15 protein-coding genes are annotated in these 17580 nt (G+C 69.1%); 13 read left to right on the forward strand and 2 right to left on the reverse strand.

The genetic code is table 11. The features are described 5' to 3' along the window. Positions 1 to 44 precede the first annotated feature (44 nt). The 9 genes from H7F49_RS14730 (at position 45) to H7F49_RS14770 (ending at position 9494) form a co-directional block, all read left to right on the forward strand. Positions 45 to 1274 (forward strand): amidohydrolase family protein, encoded by a 1230-nt coding sequence (locus tag H7F49_RS14730; protein WP_185684336.1) that lies wholly within the window; start codon positions 45 to 47, stop codon positions 1272 to 1274. A 2-nt stretch (positions 1275 to 1276) separates the two neighbouring features. After that, complete coding sequence (locus tag H7F49_RS14735; protein WP_185684337.1) at positions 1277 to 2797, forward strand: bifunctional 3-(3-hydroxy-phenyl)propionate/3-hydroxycinnamic acid hydroxylase; 1521 nt, start codon at positions 1277 to 1279, stop codon at positions 2795 to 2797. Further along, entirely contained in the window at positions 2794 to 3237 is a 444-nt protein-coding gene (locus H7F49_RS14740; protein ID WP_185684338.1) for a GlcG/HbpS family heme-binding protein, read from the forward strand. Before H7F49_RS14735 ends, H7F49_RS14740 begins: the two co-directional genes overlap by 4 nt. Beyond that, the gene (locus tag H7F49_RS14745; RefSeq protein WP_185684339.1) at positions 3234 to 4139 is read left to right on the forward strand and encodes a VOC family protein; all 906 of its coding nucleotides are present in this window, start codon (positions 3234 to 3236) and stop codon (positions 4137 to 4139) included. Before H7F49_RS14740 ends, H7F49_RS14745 begins: the two co-directional genes overlap by 4 nt. Before the next feature lie 85 nt (positions 4140 to 4224). Beyond that, a complete protein-coding gene (locus H7F49_RS14750; protein WP_185684340.1) occupies positions 4225 to 5058 on the forward strand; it encodes a fumarylacetoacetate hydrolase family protein in 834 nt (277 codons plus the stop codon). Between the two features lie 123 nt (positions 5059 to 5181). Further along, positions 5182 to 6051 (forward strand): MBL fold metallo-hydrolase, encoded by an 870-nt coding sequence (locus H7F49_RS14755; RefSeq protein ID WP_185684341.1) that lies wholly within the window; start codon positions 5182 to 5184, stop codon positions 6049 to 6051. Between the two features lie 218 nt (positions 6052 to 6269). Beyond that, entirely contained in the window at positions 6270 to 7100 is an 831-nt protein-coding gene (locus tag H7F49_RS14760; protein ID WP_185684342.1) for an alpha/beta hydrolase, read from the forward strand. 248 nt (positions 7101 to 7348) lie between these two features. Continuing rightward, complete coding sequence (locus H7F49_RS14765) at positions 7349 to 8194, forward strand: 23S rRNA (adenine(2030)-N(6))-methyltransferase RlmJ (RefSeq protein ID WP_185684343.1); 846 nt, start codon at positions 7349 to 7351, stop codon at positions 8192 to 8194. A gap of 142 nt (positions 8195 to 8336) precedes the next feature. Next, entirely contained in the window at positions 8337 to 9494 is a 1158-nt protein-coding gene (locus H7F49_RS14770; RefSeq protein ID WP_235982200.1) for a sterol desaturase family protein, read from the forward strand. A 64-nt stretch (positions 9495 to 9558) separates the two neighbouring features. Here H7F49_RS14770 and H7F49_RS14775 read toward each other — a convergent pair whose 3' ends face one another. Together H7F49_RS14775 and H7F49_RS14780 are read right to left on the reverse strand one after the other, a co-directional pair. Next, positions 9559 to 10500, reverse strand: coding sequence for a DUF808 domain-containing protein (locus tag H7F49_RS14775; protein ID WP_185684345.1), 942 nt, complete (start codon positions 10498 to 10500; stop codon positions 9559 to 9561). Between the two features lie 283 nt (positions 10501 to 10783). Continuing rightward, positions 10784 to 12934: a TonB-dependent siderophore receptor gene (locus H7F49_RS14780; RefSeq protein WP_185684346.1), complete on the reverse strand. Its 2151-nt coding sequence runs from the start codon at positions 12932 to 12934 to the stop codon at positions 10784 to 10786. A 139-nt stretch (positions 12935 to 13073) separates the two neighbouring features. On the opposite strand from H7F49_RS14780, the gene H7F49_RS14785 reads away from it, so the two are divergent. The 4 genes from H7F49_RS14785 to H7F49_RS14800 all read left to right on the forward strand — a co-directional run. Then, complete coding sequence (locus H7F49_RS14785) at positions 13074 to 13817, forward strand: ABC transporter ATP-binding protein (protein WP_235982201.1); 744 nt, start codon at positions 13074 to 13076, stop codon at positions 13815 to 13817. Then, positions 13814 to 15259: an ABC transporter permease gene (locus H7F49_RS14790; RefSeq protein ID WP_185684347.1), complete on the forward strand. Its 1446-nt coding sequence runs from the start codon at positions 13814 to 13816 to the stop codon at positions 15257 to 15259. The genes H7F49_RS14785 and H7F49_RS14790 overlap by 4 nt, the downstream gene beginning before the upstream one ends. Continuing rightward, entirely contained in the window at positions 15259 to 16542 is a 1284-nt protein-coding gene (locus H7F49_RS14795; RefSeq protein WP_185684348.1) for an ABC transporter permease, read from the forward strand. The genes H7F49_RS14790 and H7F49_RS14795 overlap by 1 nt, the downstream gene beginning before the upstream one ends. 137 nt (positions 16543 to 16679) lie before the next feature. After that, a partial coding sequence (locus tag H7F49_RS14800; protein ID WP_235982202.1) for a sugar-binding domain-containing protein occupies positions 16680 to 17580 on the forward strand: 901 nt, incomplete at its 3' end.

Genomic DNA, 17580 nt, shown 5'->3' on the forward strand with positions numbered 1-17580 from the left:
GGATGTGAGACAGCCCTGCCACGATAGAGGCTGGGAGAGTCGATATGCGGACCCTGATCCGCCACGCGCGAATTTTCGATGGCAGCGGCGAGGCGGCGCGGGTGGGTGCGGTGCTGGTCGACGGCCAGCGGATCGCCGCGGTCGCCTATGGCGACGGGGCGCTGGCCGATGCCGTTGCCGACCGGGTGATCGATGCCGCAGGCCGGACGCTGATGCCCGGCATGATCGAGGCCCATGCCCATCTCACCTGGGGATCCTCGGTCGAGAAGATCTACCACCAGTTCATCCTGCCGCCCGAGGAGCTCAAGGTTGCTGCCTGGCGCAATGCCCGGGTGCTGCTCGATCACGGCTTCACCAGCGCCTATTCGGCGGGCGCGCTTGGTGACGGGATCGAGGTCGAACTGGCCAAGGCGATCGCTGCGGGGGAGACCCCGGGGCCGCGGCTGGTCCCATCGACGCTGGAGCGCAGCCCCGAAGGGGCCGAGGGCGTCGAGACCGGCGACGTGTTCAACGGCCGCGGCCCGGCGGCGATGCGCGCCTTCATGGACTATTGCCGGGCCCAGGGGATCGGATCGGTCAAGCTGGTGGTCTCGGGCGAGGATGCGCTGAAGCCCGGAACGGCGCAGCACGTGCTCTACACCGACGAGGAAATGGCCGAGGCGGGCCGGGCGGCGCGCGAGCTGGGGCTGTGGATCGCCTGCCATGCCTATTACCCCAAGGCGATCGCGCTGGCGCTGGGGGCCGGCGCGCGGATCATCTACCACGCGTCCTATGCCGACAGCGAAGCGGCCGATGCGATGGTCGCGGCGAGGGACCGGACCTTCTACGCGCCGTCGCCGGGCGTCTCGATCGCGGCGCTCGAAGCCACCCCTCCGCCCCATATCGACATGAGTGCGATGAAAGCCAGCGCGGCCGAGCGGATGGCGCTGGAAGCCCGCCTCGTTCCCGCGCTCAAGGCGCGCGGCGTCAGGATCCTGATTGGCGGCGACTATGGATTTCCATTCAACCCGATCGGCCGCAACGCCCGCGACCTGGCGATTTTCGTCGAACACTTCGGCTATACCCCGGCCGAGGCGCTGGTTGCCGCAACCCGGTTGGGCGGCGAGCTGATGGACCTTGAGGTGGGCCAGGTGCGCGAAGGCTTTCTGGCCGACCTGCTGCTGGTCGATGGCGATCCGACCGCCGATGTCGCGATCCTGCAGGACAAGAACCGGCTGGTGATGATCATGCAGGACGGCATGCTCCACAAGGCACCGGAGGCGATGGCGGCCTGACCATGACTTACGATGTCGTCATCATCGGGTGCGGTCCCGTCGGGGCGCTGGGAGCCAACCTGCTGGGACGGCAGGGTCTGTCGGTGCTGGTGCTCGAAAAGGAGCTGGAGCACTATCCGCTGCCCCGGGCGGTCCATCTCGATCATGAGATGATGCGCCTGTTCCAGAGTGCGGGGATGATCGACCGGGTCCTGCCCGACATGATTGCTGCCGACGGCCACCTCCACATCGGCGCCGACCACGGCGTGATCCGCTACATGGGCACGGTGGGCAAGCCCCAGCCGTTCGGTTGGGCCAACGACTGGTTCTTTTATCAGCCGGAGCTGGAGGCGCACCTGAGGGCCGGAATGGACCGGCTGCAGAGCGTCGAGCTGGAGCTGGGTGCCGAGTTCGTCGGGCTTGAGCAGGACGAGACCGGGGTGACCGTCCATTACGCCGGCGCGGGCGGCGTGCGTGCCGTGCGCGGCCGCTGGATCATCGCAGCGGACGGCGCCCGCAGCCCGGTGCGCAAGGCGCTGGGTGTGGCCCTCGACGATCTCGACTTCGAGGAGCCGTGGCTGGTTGTGGATGCCGAGGTCGAGGGGCCGGTGAGCTTCCCGCCGTTGACCGGGGTGCCCGACGGCGCAGACCTGCAGCGCCTGTCGGTGATGATGTGCGATCCGGTTCGTCCGGCGACCGTGGTGCCCGGGCGCGGCAATCACCGCCGCTGGGAGTTCATGCTGCTGCCCGGCGAGGATGATGCCGGGATGATGCGGCCGGAGCGTGTTGCCGCGCTGGTCGGCCCCTGGATGAAGGACGTGCCGCACCGCATCGTCCGGGCCGCGACGTACCGGTTCCATGGGCTGCTGGCCGAACGGTGGCAGGTTGGCCGGGTGTTCCTGGCCGGCGATGCCGCGCACCAGACTCCGCCGTTCTTCGGGCAGGGCATGTGTCATGGCCTGCGCGATGTCGCCAACCTCGCCTGGAAGATCGCCGCGGTGGTGCGGAATGGCGGTCCGCAGGTACTGCTCGCCACGTACCAGGCCGAGCGCGACCCCCATGTCCGTGCCGTGATCGGCGCGGCGGTCGCGGCTGGTCGCTACATCTGCGAGCTCGATCCGGTCAGGGCCGCGGCCCGCGATGCCGAGATTCGCGCCCGGGCTGCCGAACGCGCCGGAGAGACCGCAGCCGACCTCATCCCCGCGATCGGATGCGGGGTGATCCTGCCCGGCAGCGCCAGCGCGGGCGAGCGCTTCATCCAGCCGATCCTGGAGGACGGGCGGCGTCTCGACGATTTCACCGGGCAGGGCTGGCGGCTGTTCGGCACCGGTCTCTCGGTCACTGTCCCTTCCACAACCGGTGTGGTGACATTCGGCGCTGCGGCTCTTCCCGATGGCGGGGCGGTTCAGACCTGGCTCGGCACGCGGGGCGTGGAGGCGGTGCTGGTCCGTCCCGATCACTACGTGTTCGGCACCGGCAAGCCCGGCGAACTGCTGGCGGCGCGCGCGGCCGCGCTGGGCCAGGCTACGGAGTTGGCAGCATGACGATCCTTTCCCTCGCCCAGGCCCAGGCCATCATCACTACAACCCTTGCCGAAGCGCGGAGCCGGGGCGCCCAGCCGCTGGCGGTGGTCGTGCTCGATGCCGGGGGCCATCCGGTCGCTCTGGCGCGCGAGGATGGCGCCACGTTCTTCCGCCACCGGATCGCGATGGCCAAGGCCATTGGCGCGCTCGGCATGGGGGCGGACACCCGCGTGCTGGCTCAGCGCGCCGCGACCAATCCCGCCTTTTTCCAGGCGGTCGCGGCCACGGTCGAAGGCCAGATCGCCTATTCGCCGGGCGGGGTGCTGATGCGCGATGCGGCGGGGCAGGTGATCGGCGCGGTCGGGGTCAGCGGCGACACCGGCGATTGCGATGAGGACTGCGCCCGCGCCGGCATCCGCGCGGCCGGACTGGAGCAGGGAACGCCGGAGCAGGCGGCATGAAGCTGCGCAGCATCGAACTGTCGCTGCCCGATCCGGCGGCGGCGGCGGCCTTCATGGTCGATGTCTGGGGCCTGGTCGGCGCCGAGGTCCGCGGGACCACGCATTACCTGCGCGGCTCGGGTCCTGACCCTTATCTGGTTGCCTTTGCGCCAGGCGACGAGTTCGTCCGCTCGACGACCTTCGTCTGCACGGGCGACGAACTTGCCGCGCTCAAGGCGCGGGTCGCGGCGGCCGGCTGGCCGGCCCGCCCGGCGGTGTCCGGCGATCCGGGCGGTGGCCACGGGATCGCGGTCGAGCTGCCCGAGGGCGAGCTGCTGCGCTTTCTCGCGGACGCCGCCGAGACCGCGCCGATCGAAGGTTACAGCAAGGCCAGCAAGCGGGTCATGCCGGTCAAGCTGACCCACGTGGTGTTCAACGCGGTCGATGCCGAGGCGAGCGGCCATGCCGTCGAGCAGGTGCTGGGCTTCCGCGTTTCGGACCGCACCCGGGGCATGGTCTTCGTGCGCTGCAACGACAGCCACCATTCGACCGCCTTCGCCCGGGCGGGATTCGCCAGCCTGAACCACATCGCCTTCGAGATGGACGATCTGGACGCGGTGATGCGCGGGATCGGCTGGATGCGCGACAACGGGTTCCAGCCGGCCTGGGGGCCGGGGCGGCATGGTCCCGGCGCCAATGTCTATGCCTACTACATCGCGCCGTTCGGTCCGGTGATCGAGTATTCGACCGCGGTCGAGAAGGTTCCGGCCGATTACCGGACCGGCGAACCCGACGACTGGACCTGGCCCGAGCAGCGGATCGACCAATGGGGCATTTCGGACAAGGACTTTGCCGGCCTGCGCCTGGCCGAGGAGCGGTTCTGCTTCCGGCGCGAGTGGGAGCCGGCCCCGCTCGAAAACTGACAGACGGACCTTCGTCCCAGGAGCGGCCGCGCTGGCGGGGACAGCGGGCGGGGGCCGGGGTGCGAATGGCAGGGAGAAGACAGGAATGACGCGCTACATCAGCTTCCGGCGGCCTGACGGAACGGCCAGCTTCGGCCGGATCGAGCATGACACCGTGCTTGACCTTGGCACGCCCGGGACCGGGTCCTGGCTGAAGGACGCGCTGGGCCGCGATCTCGGCGCGCTGGCCCCGACCGCAACCTATGCGCGCAGCGACGTGCGCCTGCTGCCGGTGGTGCCGAACCCGGGCAAGATCCTCTGCATCGGTCTCAACTATGCGACTCACGTGGCCGAGACCGGGCGCGAGCAGAAGGAGCATCCGGCCGTGTTCACCCGCTGGGCCGACACGCTGGTGGCGGCGGGGGAGCCGGTGGTGCGCCCCCGGGAGAGCACCCGCTTTGACTACGAAGGCGAACTGGCCGTCATCATCGGCAAGGGCGGCCGCCGGATCCGCGAGGCAGACGCCCTGGCCCACGTCGCCGGCTACGCCGTGTTCAACGATGTGTCGGTGCGCGACTGGCAGCGTCACAATATCCAGTTCACCCCGGGCAAGAACTTCCCCGCCACCGGCGCCTTCGGTCCGGAGATGGTGACACCCGATGGCGTCCCCAACCTGGCCGGCCAGCGCGTCCAGACGCGGCTCAACGGCGAGCTGGTCCAGGATCAGCCGGTGTCGGACATGATCTGGGATATCCCCGCGCTGATCGCATATTGCAGCACCTTCACCCCACTGGCCCCGGGCGACGTGATCGCCACCGGCACCCCGGGCGGGGTCGGCGATAAGCGCAATCCCCCGCTCGACATGAAGGCGGGCGACCGCGTGGAGGTGTCGATCGGCGTGATCGGCACGCTGGCCAACCCGATTGTCGACGAAACCTGATCCGGGGGAGGGACACCTATCACCAGGCTGCTGCCCATCGCGCTGGCCGCGACCGCGTTGATGGCTCCGCTTGCCGGCGGGGGGGAGCGTTCTTCTGCCACTGCCGCCCGCCGGGACGTTGGAGTGACGACCGGTCCGGGCCAGTTACCCGTGCCAAGCCCGGGCAGCGTGCTCCTGCTCGGAACGTCCGGAGGCCCACTCGCACGGGCGGATCGCGCCGGCATTGCGACCCTGCTGACGATCGGCGGGCAGACCTATCTGGTCGATGCCGGCGAGGGGGTGGTGCATCAACTCGGTCGGGCCGGGATGCAGGCTCCCGCGGCGCCGCTCGTCTTCCTGACTCATCTACATGACGACCACACCGTCGGCCTGACCGGGCTCGCCTCGTTCAGCTACACGCTGCGCTCGCCCAGGCTTGACGTTTACGGCCCGGCGGGCACCTCCGATCTGGTCCAGGGTGTGATCCTGACCATGGGCCCCAGTGCCCGCATCCGCGGGGCTGAGCAGGGTTTCCAGCGAACCCCCGGCGACTTTGTCCTGGCGCATGAATATGCTGCCGGTCCCATCTTCCAGGATGCGCATGTCCGGGTCTCGGCTCTGGCCAACAGCCATTACGAGTTTCCCCAGGGCAGCCCCGCCGCCGCGAACCAGTCCTATTCCCTGCGGTTTGATGCACCGGGGCGCTCGATCGTCTTCACCGGCGATACCGGCCCTTCCGCCGCCCTGGCCCAATTCGCGAAGGGCGCCGATGTGCTGGTCTCCGAGATGGCCTCGCACGCCGACCGCGCGTCCGTCCCCCCCAATCTCCGCCCGCACATGGACCGCGAACACCTCTCTCCGCTCGAGGTCGGCAAGCTTGCTGCGGCCGCGGGTGTGAAGACCCTGATCCTGACCCATATCGGGGTGACGGGCCCGTCCGATATCAGGGATGTCCGCCGCGCGTTCGCCGGCCGCATCATTGTGGGCAGCGACATGCTGCGAATGCCATTCTGACGATCGGAGCACCGCCCGATGCCCCATACCTTCTGCCCCATGCCTTCAACCGGGTTCTGGCTGGCCGCAGTGGCGGGAGCCGCGCCGATGGTGCGCAAGGGGCTGGGCCAGGCTATGGAAATGGGCGAAGCCATCGCCGTATGGCGCGGGAGGAACGGAGAAGTCCTCGCGCGGCACACGCCGCGGCATCCGATCGCAGGCCAAACCGCAGGACCACGATGACCACGATAGACCGGATCGGAACGACCCTGGGCCCGGATGTGCTGGAGGCCACCCGCCGGCTGTTCGACCAGGAACAGCATGCCCTGGCGGGGCGGGTCCCGGCCGTGGCGGCTGACCTGGCCTATGGCCCGGACGAGCGGCACCGGCTCGATCTCTACGGGACGCCGGCAAGCGCCGCTCCCGTGATCCTGTTCGTCCATGGCGGGGGCTTCCTCAAGGGCGATAAGGCCGCCGATGGCTGGCCCAATGCGGCAGTCGGCCGGTGGGCGGCCGAGCAGGGCTTTCTGGGAGCGGTCATGAACTATCGGCTGGCGCCGGATCATGCCTGGCCGGCCGGGGGCGAGGACGTGCTTGCCGCGATCGACTGGCTGGCCGCCAATGCCGGGCGCTTCGGTGGCGATCCGCAGCGCATTGTCCTGGTGGGGACCTCTGCCGGAGCCGTGCACGGGGCCACCGCTGTCAGGCTGCGGCCGGATCTGGCGGTGCGCGGGCTGGCGCTGATGTCCGGGCTCTACGGCTACACGCCCCTCGATGCGCGCGACACGTTCTACTACGGCGACGAAGCGCTCTACCCTGCGCGGATGCCGCGCGACGCGGTGGTGGCGACCACCCTGCCGATCCTGCTCGCCTGCGCCGAATACGATCCGCCGCGGTTCCAGGCCGAATGGGCGGGGTTGATCCGGGACCGGCTGGCCCAACACGGGCACTTGCCCCGTTGCCATTACGCCAGCGGCCACAACCATTACTCGATGGCCCTGCATCTCGGCACCTCGGACCGGCGACTGGCCGATGAGCTTGCCGACTTCGTGCGCAACTGCTGCCGCTGACCGGCGGCCCGCAGACTGCCCGGCGATGCAACGCGGACATGGCAGGGCGGGGGCATTCGGATCAGCGCAAGCCATGCGGCGGGGCGGTGAGGATCGCCCGCGCGGGCCTGATGCCTTGCGCAGAAGGGCGTTGAACCGTTCCCGCCGAATTCTATAGGAGGCGCCGGAAGGGTGGCGCCAGTCGCCTCGCGCCGGGGTGCCGGGCCCGGCCGGGCGGTGGCGGCCGATCGTCAGGAATGTGAACAGCCTTGAATTATCGTCATTCCTTCCATGCCGGCAACAGCGCCGATGTCGTGAAGCACAGCCTGCTGATCGCCCTGGTCCGGGCCTTGCAGCACAAGCCGGGCGCTCTGACCCTGATCGATACCCATGCCGGCTGCGGGCTTTACGATCTGGGCGGTGACGAGGCCCAGCGCACCGGCGAGTCCATGCAGGGTGTGCGTCGCGCCTTTGCCGACCCGAACCCCTTGCTGGACGATTACCGCGCCGCCGTCGCGGCGGTGAATGGCGCGGCGGTGAATGGCGGGGCGGAGCCGAACCTCTATCCGGGGTCTCCGCGCATTATGGCGCAGCTCCTGCGCCCCCAGGATGCCCTGATCCTGAACGAGAAGCATCCCGAGGATGTCCAGGCCCTGCGGGCCGTGATGCGCGACACCTCCGCGGCCGTGCATAACCGCGACGCCTATGAGCTGTGGCTGGCGATGGTGCCGCCCCGCACCGCCCGCGGCGTGGTGGTGGTCGATCCGCCCTATGAGCAAACCGACGAGCGCGACCGGATCACGGCCACGCTCGCCGCCGCCCAGCGCAAATGGGCCCATGGGGTAACGGTCATCTGGTATCCGCTGAAAGACCGGGCTACGCATCAGCGGTGGAAGGCGCAACTGCGCAGGATCGGGATCCCGAAACTGCTCTGCGTGGAGCACTGGCTGTACGATGTCGACCAGCCCGGCCTTTACAACGGCGCGGGCCTGTTCATCGTCAATCCGCCCTACGCCTTCACCCAGACCCTGCCGCCGCTGCTGGTCGCCCTGCGGGCCGCCCTGGCGCCCGAGGGGCATCGCGGTGACCTGACCGGCGACTGGCTGGGGCACTGACGAAAACGCCGGTGCGGCCGGCTCAGGGGTGAGCGGACGGCAAGGCTCGGACTCACCCGGCCGCGCCGCAGCTTTTCCCGCCGCACCCGCACCGTCCGCTTAACCTGTTGGCACGATTTGCGGGCTAGACCCGGGGCTGGTGATGACGGGGGATGCCAGCTTGCAAACGTGGTGGGGTCAGCTCAAGCGCGATCTGGAAGCGCCGATCGAGGCGCGCGGCTTCGGCACCGGCTGGTTCGCCGGGTTTTTCGGCATCCTGCTGGCTTTCGCGGGCCTCAGCATGGTTGTCGCCCTGCGCTGGCCGAACTGGTTCGCCATGCCGGAGCTCGATGTCATCCGGTCCAGCAGCGCCTTCCGGCCGCTGATCCATGTCGTCCTGATCGCGGCCTATGCGCTGGCCCTGCTCAGCCTGCTGCTGCGGCCGCGCAAGGCGCTGGGGATCACCGCGCTGGGGCTGGCGCTGGGCGCAACGATCCTGGGCGGGGCCGCGGTCCAGCCCCAGGAGACGCGCGACTGGGGCATCTTCTTCGGGGTCGACTTCTTCGTCATCAACATGGTGGCGACCGGCTTGATGATGGCTCCCATCGAGCGAGCCTTTCCGCGCATCGCCGCGCAGCGCCTGTTCCGGCCGGAGTGGCGGGAAGACCTGTTCTATTTCCTGCTCAGCTCGATGCTGGTCCAGTTGATCACCTTCCTGGCGCTGGCCCCGTCAACCTATGTCAACACCCATTGGGACTGGCTCAACGGGGTGAGGGCGACGATCTCCGCCTGGCCCTGGCTGGTGCAATTCGCGCTCGCCATGGTGCTGACCGACCTGGCCCAGTACTGGATCCATCGCCTGTTCCACCGCATCCCCTTCCTCTGGGGCTTCCATGCCGTCCACCACAGCGCCGGGACGATGGACTGGCTCGCCGGCGCGCGCATGCATTTCGTCGAAGTCGTGCTGCTGCGGGGACTGACCTCGTTGCCCCTGCTGACACTGGGCTTCCTGCCCTCGGTGATGCAGGCCTACGTGGGCGTGGTCTATGTCTATGCCTCGCTCATTCATGGCAATCTGCGGGGTGACTTCAACCGCCTGGGCCGGTGGATCGTCGTGCCGCGCTTCCATCACTGGCACCACGCGATCGAACCGGAAGCCGTGGACAAGAACTTCGCGATCCATTTTCCGATCATCGACCGGATCTTCGGCACCTGTCACTGGCCGGACAGCCGGTGGCCGGAGGGCTATGGCGTGCCCGAACAGGTGCCCAGCGGCTATCTCGCCCAGATGAAGTATCCATTCGTCCGTCGGGCGAGCTGACGACCACTACGCGAAAGCGGCCTCCGCGGTCCTGACGACGGCGTCCTGTCCCCCATCGCGGCGCTCAGTGCGCGCCCCTGGTCCGCGCGACCATGTGCACGATGCCGGCCACGATGGCGCCGAGGACGATGCCGACCAGCGCCGAAAGGACGGCATGGGTCAGCCAGCCGAAGATCCCGCCCAAGGGGCCGGTCGCCTGCTCCACCCAGTGCCGCGCCGCATGTTCGACATGGGCAGGGCCGGCCATGCCGAGCACTTCCAGCCCATGCAGGATGATGCTGCCGCCCACCCACAGCATGGCGGCGGTGCCGATGATCGAGAGGAAGGTCAGCAGCACCGGCATGGCGCGCAGCAGGAAGGTGCCCATGCCCTTGGCGGCGCTGGAGGACCCTTTCGTGAGGCGCAGGCCGATGTCGTCCATCTTCACGATCAGCCCCACCGTGCCATAGACGATCACCGTGATGGCGATGCCGACCACGGCCAGGATCGCCGCTTGCAGCACGATCCCCTCGTCCGCGACCTCGGCCAGCGCGATGGCCATGATCTCGGCCGAAAGGATCAGGTCGGTCCGCACCGCGCCCGAGACGCGCTCGTTCTCGAACGTCACCGCGTCGGTCGGGCGATCCTCGAGGGTTTGTCCGTGCTTTTCGCCGGTCAGCTTCTCCAGCAGCTTTTCGGCGCCTTCGAAGCACAGGAACAGCCCGCCGGCCATCAGCAGCGGCGTGATCGCACCGGGCAGCACCGCACTGAGCAGCAGGGCCACGGGCAACAGGATCACCAGCTTGTTGAACAGGCTGCCCCGGGCGATGCGGGCGATCACCGGCAGTTCGCGGTCCGGGGTGAAGTCAGTCACGTAGGATGGCGTGACCGCCGCATCGTCGATCACCACGCCCGCCGCCTTGCTGCCCGCCTTGGTCGCGGCCGCGCTGACATCGTCGAGCGAGGCGGCGGCGGTCCGGGCGATCACGGCAACATCGTCGAGCAGGGCGACCAGACCGGTGGGCATGGGGTGGAGTATCCGTGACAAGGGGATTGGAACCGATGGGTGTGCCGACCCGGCCGGGGACGGGACGACAGGCACTCGCCATCGACATAGCGGCCTAGCCCGTGCCGGGCCAAGCCGGAAGTTCCCCCTGCGTGCCGGCAAGTGGCCGAAATCCACAGCACGGCGCCACCTGCGGCCGCCAGTGCGCCGTCCGTCGTCGGCATTCAATGCCGCTTAGGCCACGCGCCGCAACCTTCCCAACCCTGGCCGAGCAGGGCTGGCAAAGGCCGATTTCGGTGCTCGTTCAGTACCTTACGCGAACCCCGCCACTAGCGGCGCGCGGCGTCCCCGGCTGGACCCACAACTGGGCGAAGCTGTTGGTGTAATAGGTCGTGTCGAACAGGTTCTGGACCTGCGCGAAAACCTCGATCCGGTCGGTGAGCTGCCAGTTCGCGAAGAGTCGGGCCAGGGTATAGGCGGGTAGTTCGAACCGTGTCCCCACTTCGCCCAGCCGCGCGCCGACGTGCTGGAGCCCGGCGCCGACACGCAGCCGGGTCGACCCGATCGCGAAGGGGCGGGATGCCTGCAGGTTGAAGGTATGGCGCGGGACGTTGATCAGCCGGTCACCGGTGCGGATCTGCAGCGCGAAGTTGGGATCGAGCACGTCGGCCCGCGCCTCGGCGTCGACGTAGGCATAGGACACCTGCACCTCGACCTCGCCGGGCAGGGTCCCTGCCAGATCGAACTCGAAACCCTGGCTGGCGGCGCGGCCGATCGGCAGCGAGAAGCCGGGATTGGCCGGGTCGGCGGCGAGCACGTTGGTCTTGCGCAGGTTGAAGTAGGCGAGGGTGCCGGTCAGCGCGTTGTCGAGCAGTCCGAACTTGACCCCCGCCTCGAAGGCGCGGCTCGTCTCGGGATCGAAGATTGCCCCAGTGGCGGTGGCGCCGATGTTGGAGCGGAAACCCTCGCCGTAGGAAGCATACAGCGACAGGGCGGGATCGACCGTCCAGACCAGGCCGACCTGCGGGCTGAAACGTTCGGCCGTGCGCGACTGCTCGGTGCCCGCGGTGCGGTTGCGAGAGCGCAGCGAGAACCGGTCGTAGCGCCCGCCCACCCGCAGCTGCAGGCTGTCGGCAAGGGTGATCTGATCCTGCAGGTAGGCCCCGAACGCCCTCTGCACGTCGAGCCGGTTGGTCTGCGGCCCGGGCACGGGCAGGGCGAAGCGGCCATAGACCGGGGCGAACACGTTGATGATGTTGGCGGCCTGGTCGGTCGGATTGCCGCTGTTGGCGGCCGGCCGCACCCGCAGGAAAAGCTGGCCGTTGGCGAACCGGTCGAAGTCGGCCCCGATCAACACGCGGTGACGCAGCCCGGCCAGGGTGGCGTCACCGGACAGTTCGGCGCGCAGCACCGCATGATCGGCGTCATAGTCGCGGAAACGGCGCTGGCGCGAGAGTGACTGCCCGTCGATGAACAGCTTCTGCCGGCTGGCCGCCAGTTCCGCCTCGGTCGAGAAACCCGCCAGGCTGGTCTCGCGATAGCTGCCGCCCACCAGCAGACTCCACGCCGGGCTGAAGCTGTGCTGCAACTGCAGTTGATGCCCGGTCGCACGTGCCTTGATCGGTCCGTCGCCGGGTTCGCCGAGGAAGCGGTTGCGCGCCACCCGGCCCAACTGGCCGTTGATCGCGACCACACCGCGATCGAACGGGACTTCCTGGCGGGTCAGCTCCAGATCATAGGTCAGGACCGTGTGCGCGCCCAGCCGAACCGAGATCGACGGCAGGAAGCCGTAACGCTGGGTTTCGACCGTGTCGCGGAAACTGTCCGCCTGTTCGTAGTAGCCGATCAGCCGCGCCGCCAGGCCATCGGTGACGGCCAGGTTCAGGTCCGCGTCGCCGCGCGCCGTGGCGAAGCTGCCGTAGCTGGCCGACGCGGTGCCGCTGGTGGTGCCGAACTGGGCCCGCTTGGTCACCAGGTTGACCGTCCCGCCCGGCTCACCCCGTCCGAACAAGGCGGCGTTGGGGCCCTTGAGGATCTCGATCCGCTGAATCCCGGCCACGTCGCGCGGCCCGCCGAAGCCGCGCCCGCCGTTGAAGCCATTGACCAGATAGCCGCTCGGCAAATTCTCGTCGCCGACAAAGCCGCGCACGGCATAGGCGTCCCACAGTCCGCCGAAATTGTTCTGGCGGGCAACACCGGCATTGAGATCAAGCGCGTCGGTCAGGCGCAGGATGTTGTTGTCCTGCAGGGTCCGCGTTTCGATCACGGCGATCGACTGGGGGATCTCGCGGGTGTCGAACTCGCCGCGATAGGCTTGGCGCAGCCCGGTCACGGTGATGGCCTCGCCGGGCCGCTCGGCGGCCTCTTCCTCCAGCTCGGCGGCTTGTGCGGTCGCGAGGGGGAACAGGCCTGCCACGGCCAGCGCCGCCAGCGAGGTGCGAGTGAAAGCGTTCATCAAATGCCCCTGATCAGACATGCTTCAGCAACGTTACAATGTAACATTCGGGCGGCGACTTACCCAAAGCTGCGCCCAAGTCAATAGGACGTTATAACATTACATTGACACGGGCGCATGGCCGGGGAAATAGACCGGCATGATGATCGAATCCGACCCTGACCATCCGCTTGATCCTGTGATCGACTTGTCCGGCCTGACCCTGCGGCGCGGCCCCAGGACTGTTCTGGCCGACCTCAGTCTGCAGGTTGGGCCCGGGGAAATCTATGCGCTGCTGGGCGGCAACGGCGCGGGCAAGTCCACCACTCTGGCCGTTCTGCTGGGCTTTCTGGCGCCCGATTCGGGCGTGGCGCGCGTGGCGGGGGTCGATCCGGCCGTCGCGCCCGATCAGGCGCGGCGGCAGATCGCCTACCTCCCCGAAAGCGTGGCGCTGTACGATCAGCTCACCGCGCATGAAAACATCGCCTACTTCATGGCCCTGGCCGGCAGTGAGCCCGGCCCGGACATCATCGATGCCGCGCTCGACGCGGCCGGGCTGCAGAGCGAGGCGCGCACCCGCCGGGTGGGGGGCTATTCGAAAGGCATGCGCCAGAAGGTGGCGATTGCCATGGCCGTCCTGCGCGAAGTTCCCGTGCTGCTGCTGGATGAACCGACCAGCGGTCTCGATCCGCGCGCCACGGCCGATTTCAACGCGCTGCTGGGCCGGCTCAAGGCGCGGGGTACGGCCATCCTGATGGTGACCCACGATCTGCTGGGAGCGGCCGATTGCGCCGACCGGATCGGCTTCCTCGCGGGTGGACGGATCGTGGAAGAAGTGCGCCCTGCGGAGGGGATCGATGTCATGGCCCTTCACCATCGCTATGGGGAGGTCGCTGCCGCATGAGCCCCATCCGCCTGATGGCGGCCAATGACTGGCGCCTGATGGCGCGCAGTCGGGTCGCGCAGCTTGCCTTGCTGATGCTGTTGGCGCTGGCCGCCGTGGCCGCACTGACGGCGATCGCCCATCGGGACCACAGCAATGACCTGCGCGCCCGGTTCCAGGCCCAGGCCGACCAGGATTTCGACGGACAGCCGGCGCGGCACCCCCACCGGATGGTCCACTATGGGCACTTCGTGTTCCGTCCCCTGCCGGCGCTGGCCGGGTTCGATCCGGGGGTCGACGCCTTCACCGGCAGCACCATCTTCCTGGAAGGCCACCGCCAGAACAGCGCCAACTTCGGCGACGTGCGCCAGTCGTCGCTGCTGGCGCGGTTCGGGCAGCTGAGCCCGGCCTTCGTCCTGCAGGTGCTGGCGCCGCTGGTGTTGATCTTCATCGGCTTCGGGCTGATTGCTGCGGAGCGGGAACGGGGCACGCTGCGGCTGCTGCGGGTCCATGGCCGTTCGGCGGGCGAGGTCCTGCGCGGCAAACTCCTCGCCCTGGCCGGCATTGCCGCGGTCCTGCTGCTGCCGGCCTGCCTCGCCCTGGCCTGGCTGACCGTGAGCGCTCAGGCGGAGCCTGTGGCGGCGGTCCTGCTCACCATCGGTTATGCCGGCTATCTCGGGCTCTGGGTCACCGGGGTGGTGACGGTGTCAGCGCTGACCCGGTCGGCGCGGGGGGCGCTCATGGCCCTGCTCGGGCTGTGGGCCGTCACCACGATCCTGGTGCCGCGGATCGGCTCGGATGTCGCGCTGCGGATGGCGCCACTGCCGACCCGCCTGGAAACCGATATCGCCATCCAGCGGGACCTGCATCGCATCGGGGACAGCCACAACCCGGACGATCCTCATTTCGCGGCCTTCAAGGCCGGCCTGCTGGCGCGTTACAAGGTGTCGAGGGTCGAAGACCTGCCGCTCAACTATCGCGGCCTGGTCGCGATGGAGGGCGAACGCCTGACCGCCGGCCTGTTCGATCGCTATGCCGAAGCCCAGTTTGCCCGGCAACGGCGGCAGGCCGAGGTGGTGAATGGCCTGGCGCTGCTCAGCCCTGCCGTCGCGGTGCGCAGCCTGTCGATGGCGCTGGCCGGCACCGATCTGGAGGGGCACCGCCGCTTCCTGCGCCAGGCCGAAGCCTATCGCTACACGATCGTGCAGGGGCTGAACCGGCTCCAGGCCGAAGCTGTGACCTATGTCGATGATGGCAACCGCAACAGCGATCCCGAGGCCGCCCGCCGGGTGCGCATCGATCCGCGCCATTGGCACGATGTGCCGGACTTCACCTATCGCTCGGCCGGTCTGGGCGAACGGATCCGGGCTGCCGCCCCCGGGGCTGCCGTGCTCGCCGTCTGGCTGGTGCTGGCAGCCGGTGCCCTGGGTCTGGCGGCGCGCCGCCTCGGAAGGGACCTGTGATGTCGTTGTGGAGTCACGAACTGCGCCTGTTCCTGCGCCAGCCGCTGGCCGCGCCGCTGCTCGCGCTGCTCCTGCTGCTCGCCTCGGCCAGCGTCTGGGCCGGGCTGGCCGAGATCACCCGGCAGCATGCGGCGATCGACCGGATCCTGCCGCAGCAGGCGGCGGACGAGGCCGCGGTGGCGGCCTGGGCCACCCGGGAGGGCGATGCCGGCAACGTGGCCTACTACACCCATTACGCCACTTGGGACCGGCCCTCGCCGCTGGCCTTCGCAGCGCTCGGTCAGCGTGACGTGGCGCCTTTCGTGCTGCGGATCAGGGCCCTGGCGCTGGAAGGCCAGATCAACGAGAGCGAGGCCTACAATGCCGAACTGGCGCTGCCGGGGCGGTTCGACTGGGCCTTTGTCCTCACCTACCTCGCGCCGCTGTTCATCATCGTGCTGCTCCACGATCTGGTCTCGAGCGAGCGCGAGGGCGGGCGGCTGCTCCTGCTCACCGTGATGGCCCGGTCGGAAACGGCGCTGTGGGTCCGAAGGGTGGTGCTGCGGGTGGGGCTGGTGATCCTGACCCTGGTCCTGCCCCTGGCAGTCGGCGGCCTGCTGTCCGGGGCGGGACAGCCCATCCTCGGCATGGCCGGGCTCGCCGCCGCCTATGCGGTGTTCTGGGCCCTGGTCTGTGTGGCGGTGGGACGATTCCGCCTGGCTTCGGTGACCTCGGCGGCGACTCTGGCGGCCGTGTGGCTGATCATGACCCTGGTGCTGCCCGGGCTCGCACTGCTGGCGATCAACGCGGCTGTTCCCGTGCGTCAGGGCGTGGAGCTGACCCTGGCCCAGCGCGAGGCGGTCCACGCCGGGTGGGACAAGCCCAAGGAGGCCACGCTGGCGGCCTTCTTCCGGGAGGAGCCGGCGTGGCGCGATACCGCGCCGATGCGGAGCGGCTTTCACTGGAAGTGGTACTACGCCTTCCAGCATCTGGGCGATCTGAGCGTGGCGGAGCAGGTCCGTGCCTACCGGGCGGGGCTCGAGCGGCGCAACGCGCTGAGCGGCCGGATCGGGCTGCTGTTGCCCCCGGTTGGTCTGCAGATGGTCCTGCATCGCCTGGCCGAGACTGACCTGGTCGCTCAACTGACCTATCAGGACCGCATCCGCCGCTACCACCGCGAGTTGAGGCACTTTTTCTATCCCTTCCTGTTCCGGGAGCAGCCCTTTGGCCCGGCCGACTTCGCCCGCGCACCGCGCTGGCGTGATTCCGCGGACACCCCCCGGCCGCCCCGGCCTGGCGCCTGACGTGCTTGATGCCGGCGGCCAATGGGCCCCCGCCGGGGCCACTGGTCGGCAAATTGGTCTGGCCTTTTTGCTTCGAGACGCTTGCCCATGGTCGTGGTCTGCCGCATAATCGGTCGGGCCAAAGAGGGAGAAGGGCGATGCCGAGCAACCGTGCGCTGATCATGTTGGCGTTCACCACCCTGGGCGCGGTCACGGGGATCAGCCCGACGCTCGCCAAGACGTCGGCCCCCGATCCCGCAGCGCGCGCCGATCGCCCGGTCCAGGTCCTGGCCGAAGGCTGGCGCTTCCGGCTCGATCCGGCCACCGCCGGTCCCGAGCAGCCGGGCTTCGATGACAGCGGTTGGGCGCCCGTCGCGGTCCCGCATAGCTGGAACCGGGTGGGTTTCTACCGCGCCGACACGCCGGGGCGGCTCAACCGGCCCGAGACAATCGACAAGACCATGGGGGTCGGCTGGTACCGCCTGACCTTTACTCCGACCGGTGCCTTCACCGGCAAGCGCCTGTGGCTGGAATTCGACGCGGCAAGCCGGCTGGCCGAGGTCTGGCTCAATGGCGTCCGGCTGGGCTCGCACATGGGCGGCTTCTCGCGCTTCCGCTTCGATGCGACCGCGGCGTTCCGGCCGGGGCAGCCCAATGTGCTCGCCGTGCGGGTCGACAACAGCAAGCCCGCGCCCGGCGCCGCCACGGCCGACGCCCTGCCGCTGGCGGGCGATTTCTTCGTCCATGGCGGGCTGTATCGCCCGGTCCGGCTGGTCGCCACCGATGCCGTCCATGTCGACATGCTCGACCATGGCGGTAGCGGGATCGCTGCGACCACCGAGGCGATCGGCCCCGGCCGGGCCGTGGTGCGCGTGACCACGCGCCTGCGCAATGACGGGGCGGGGGCCACCCCCGTCACGGTCACCACCCGGCTGGTCGATCATCTGGGCCGCACTGCGGCCACCGCGACCACGACCGTGCCCCTCGCCACGGCCGGCAGCGGGCAGGCTGAGCAGACCCTGACCATCGCCCGCCCGCGCTTGTGGGCTGGCACAGTCG

Source organism: Novosphingobium aerophilum, from assembly GCF_014230305.1.
GTDB classification, from domain to species: Bacteria; Pseudomonadota; Alphaproteobacteria; order Sphingomonadales; family Sphingomonadaceae; genus Novosphingobium; species Novosphingobium aerophilum.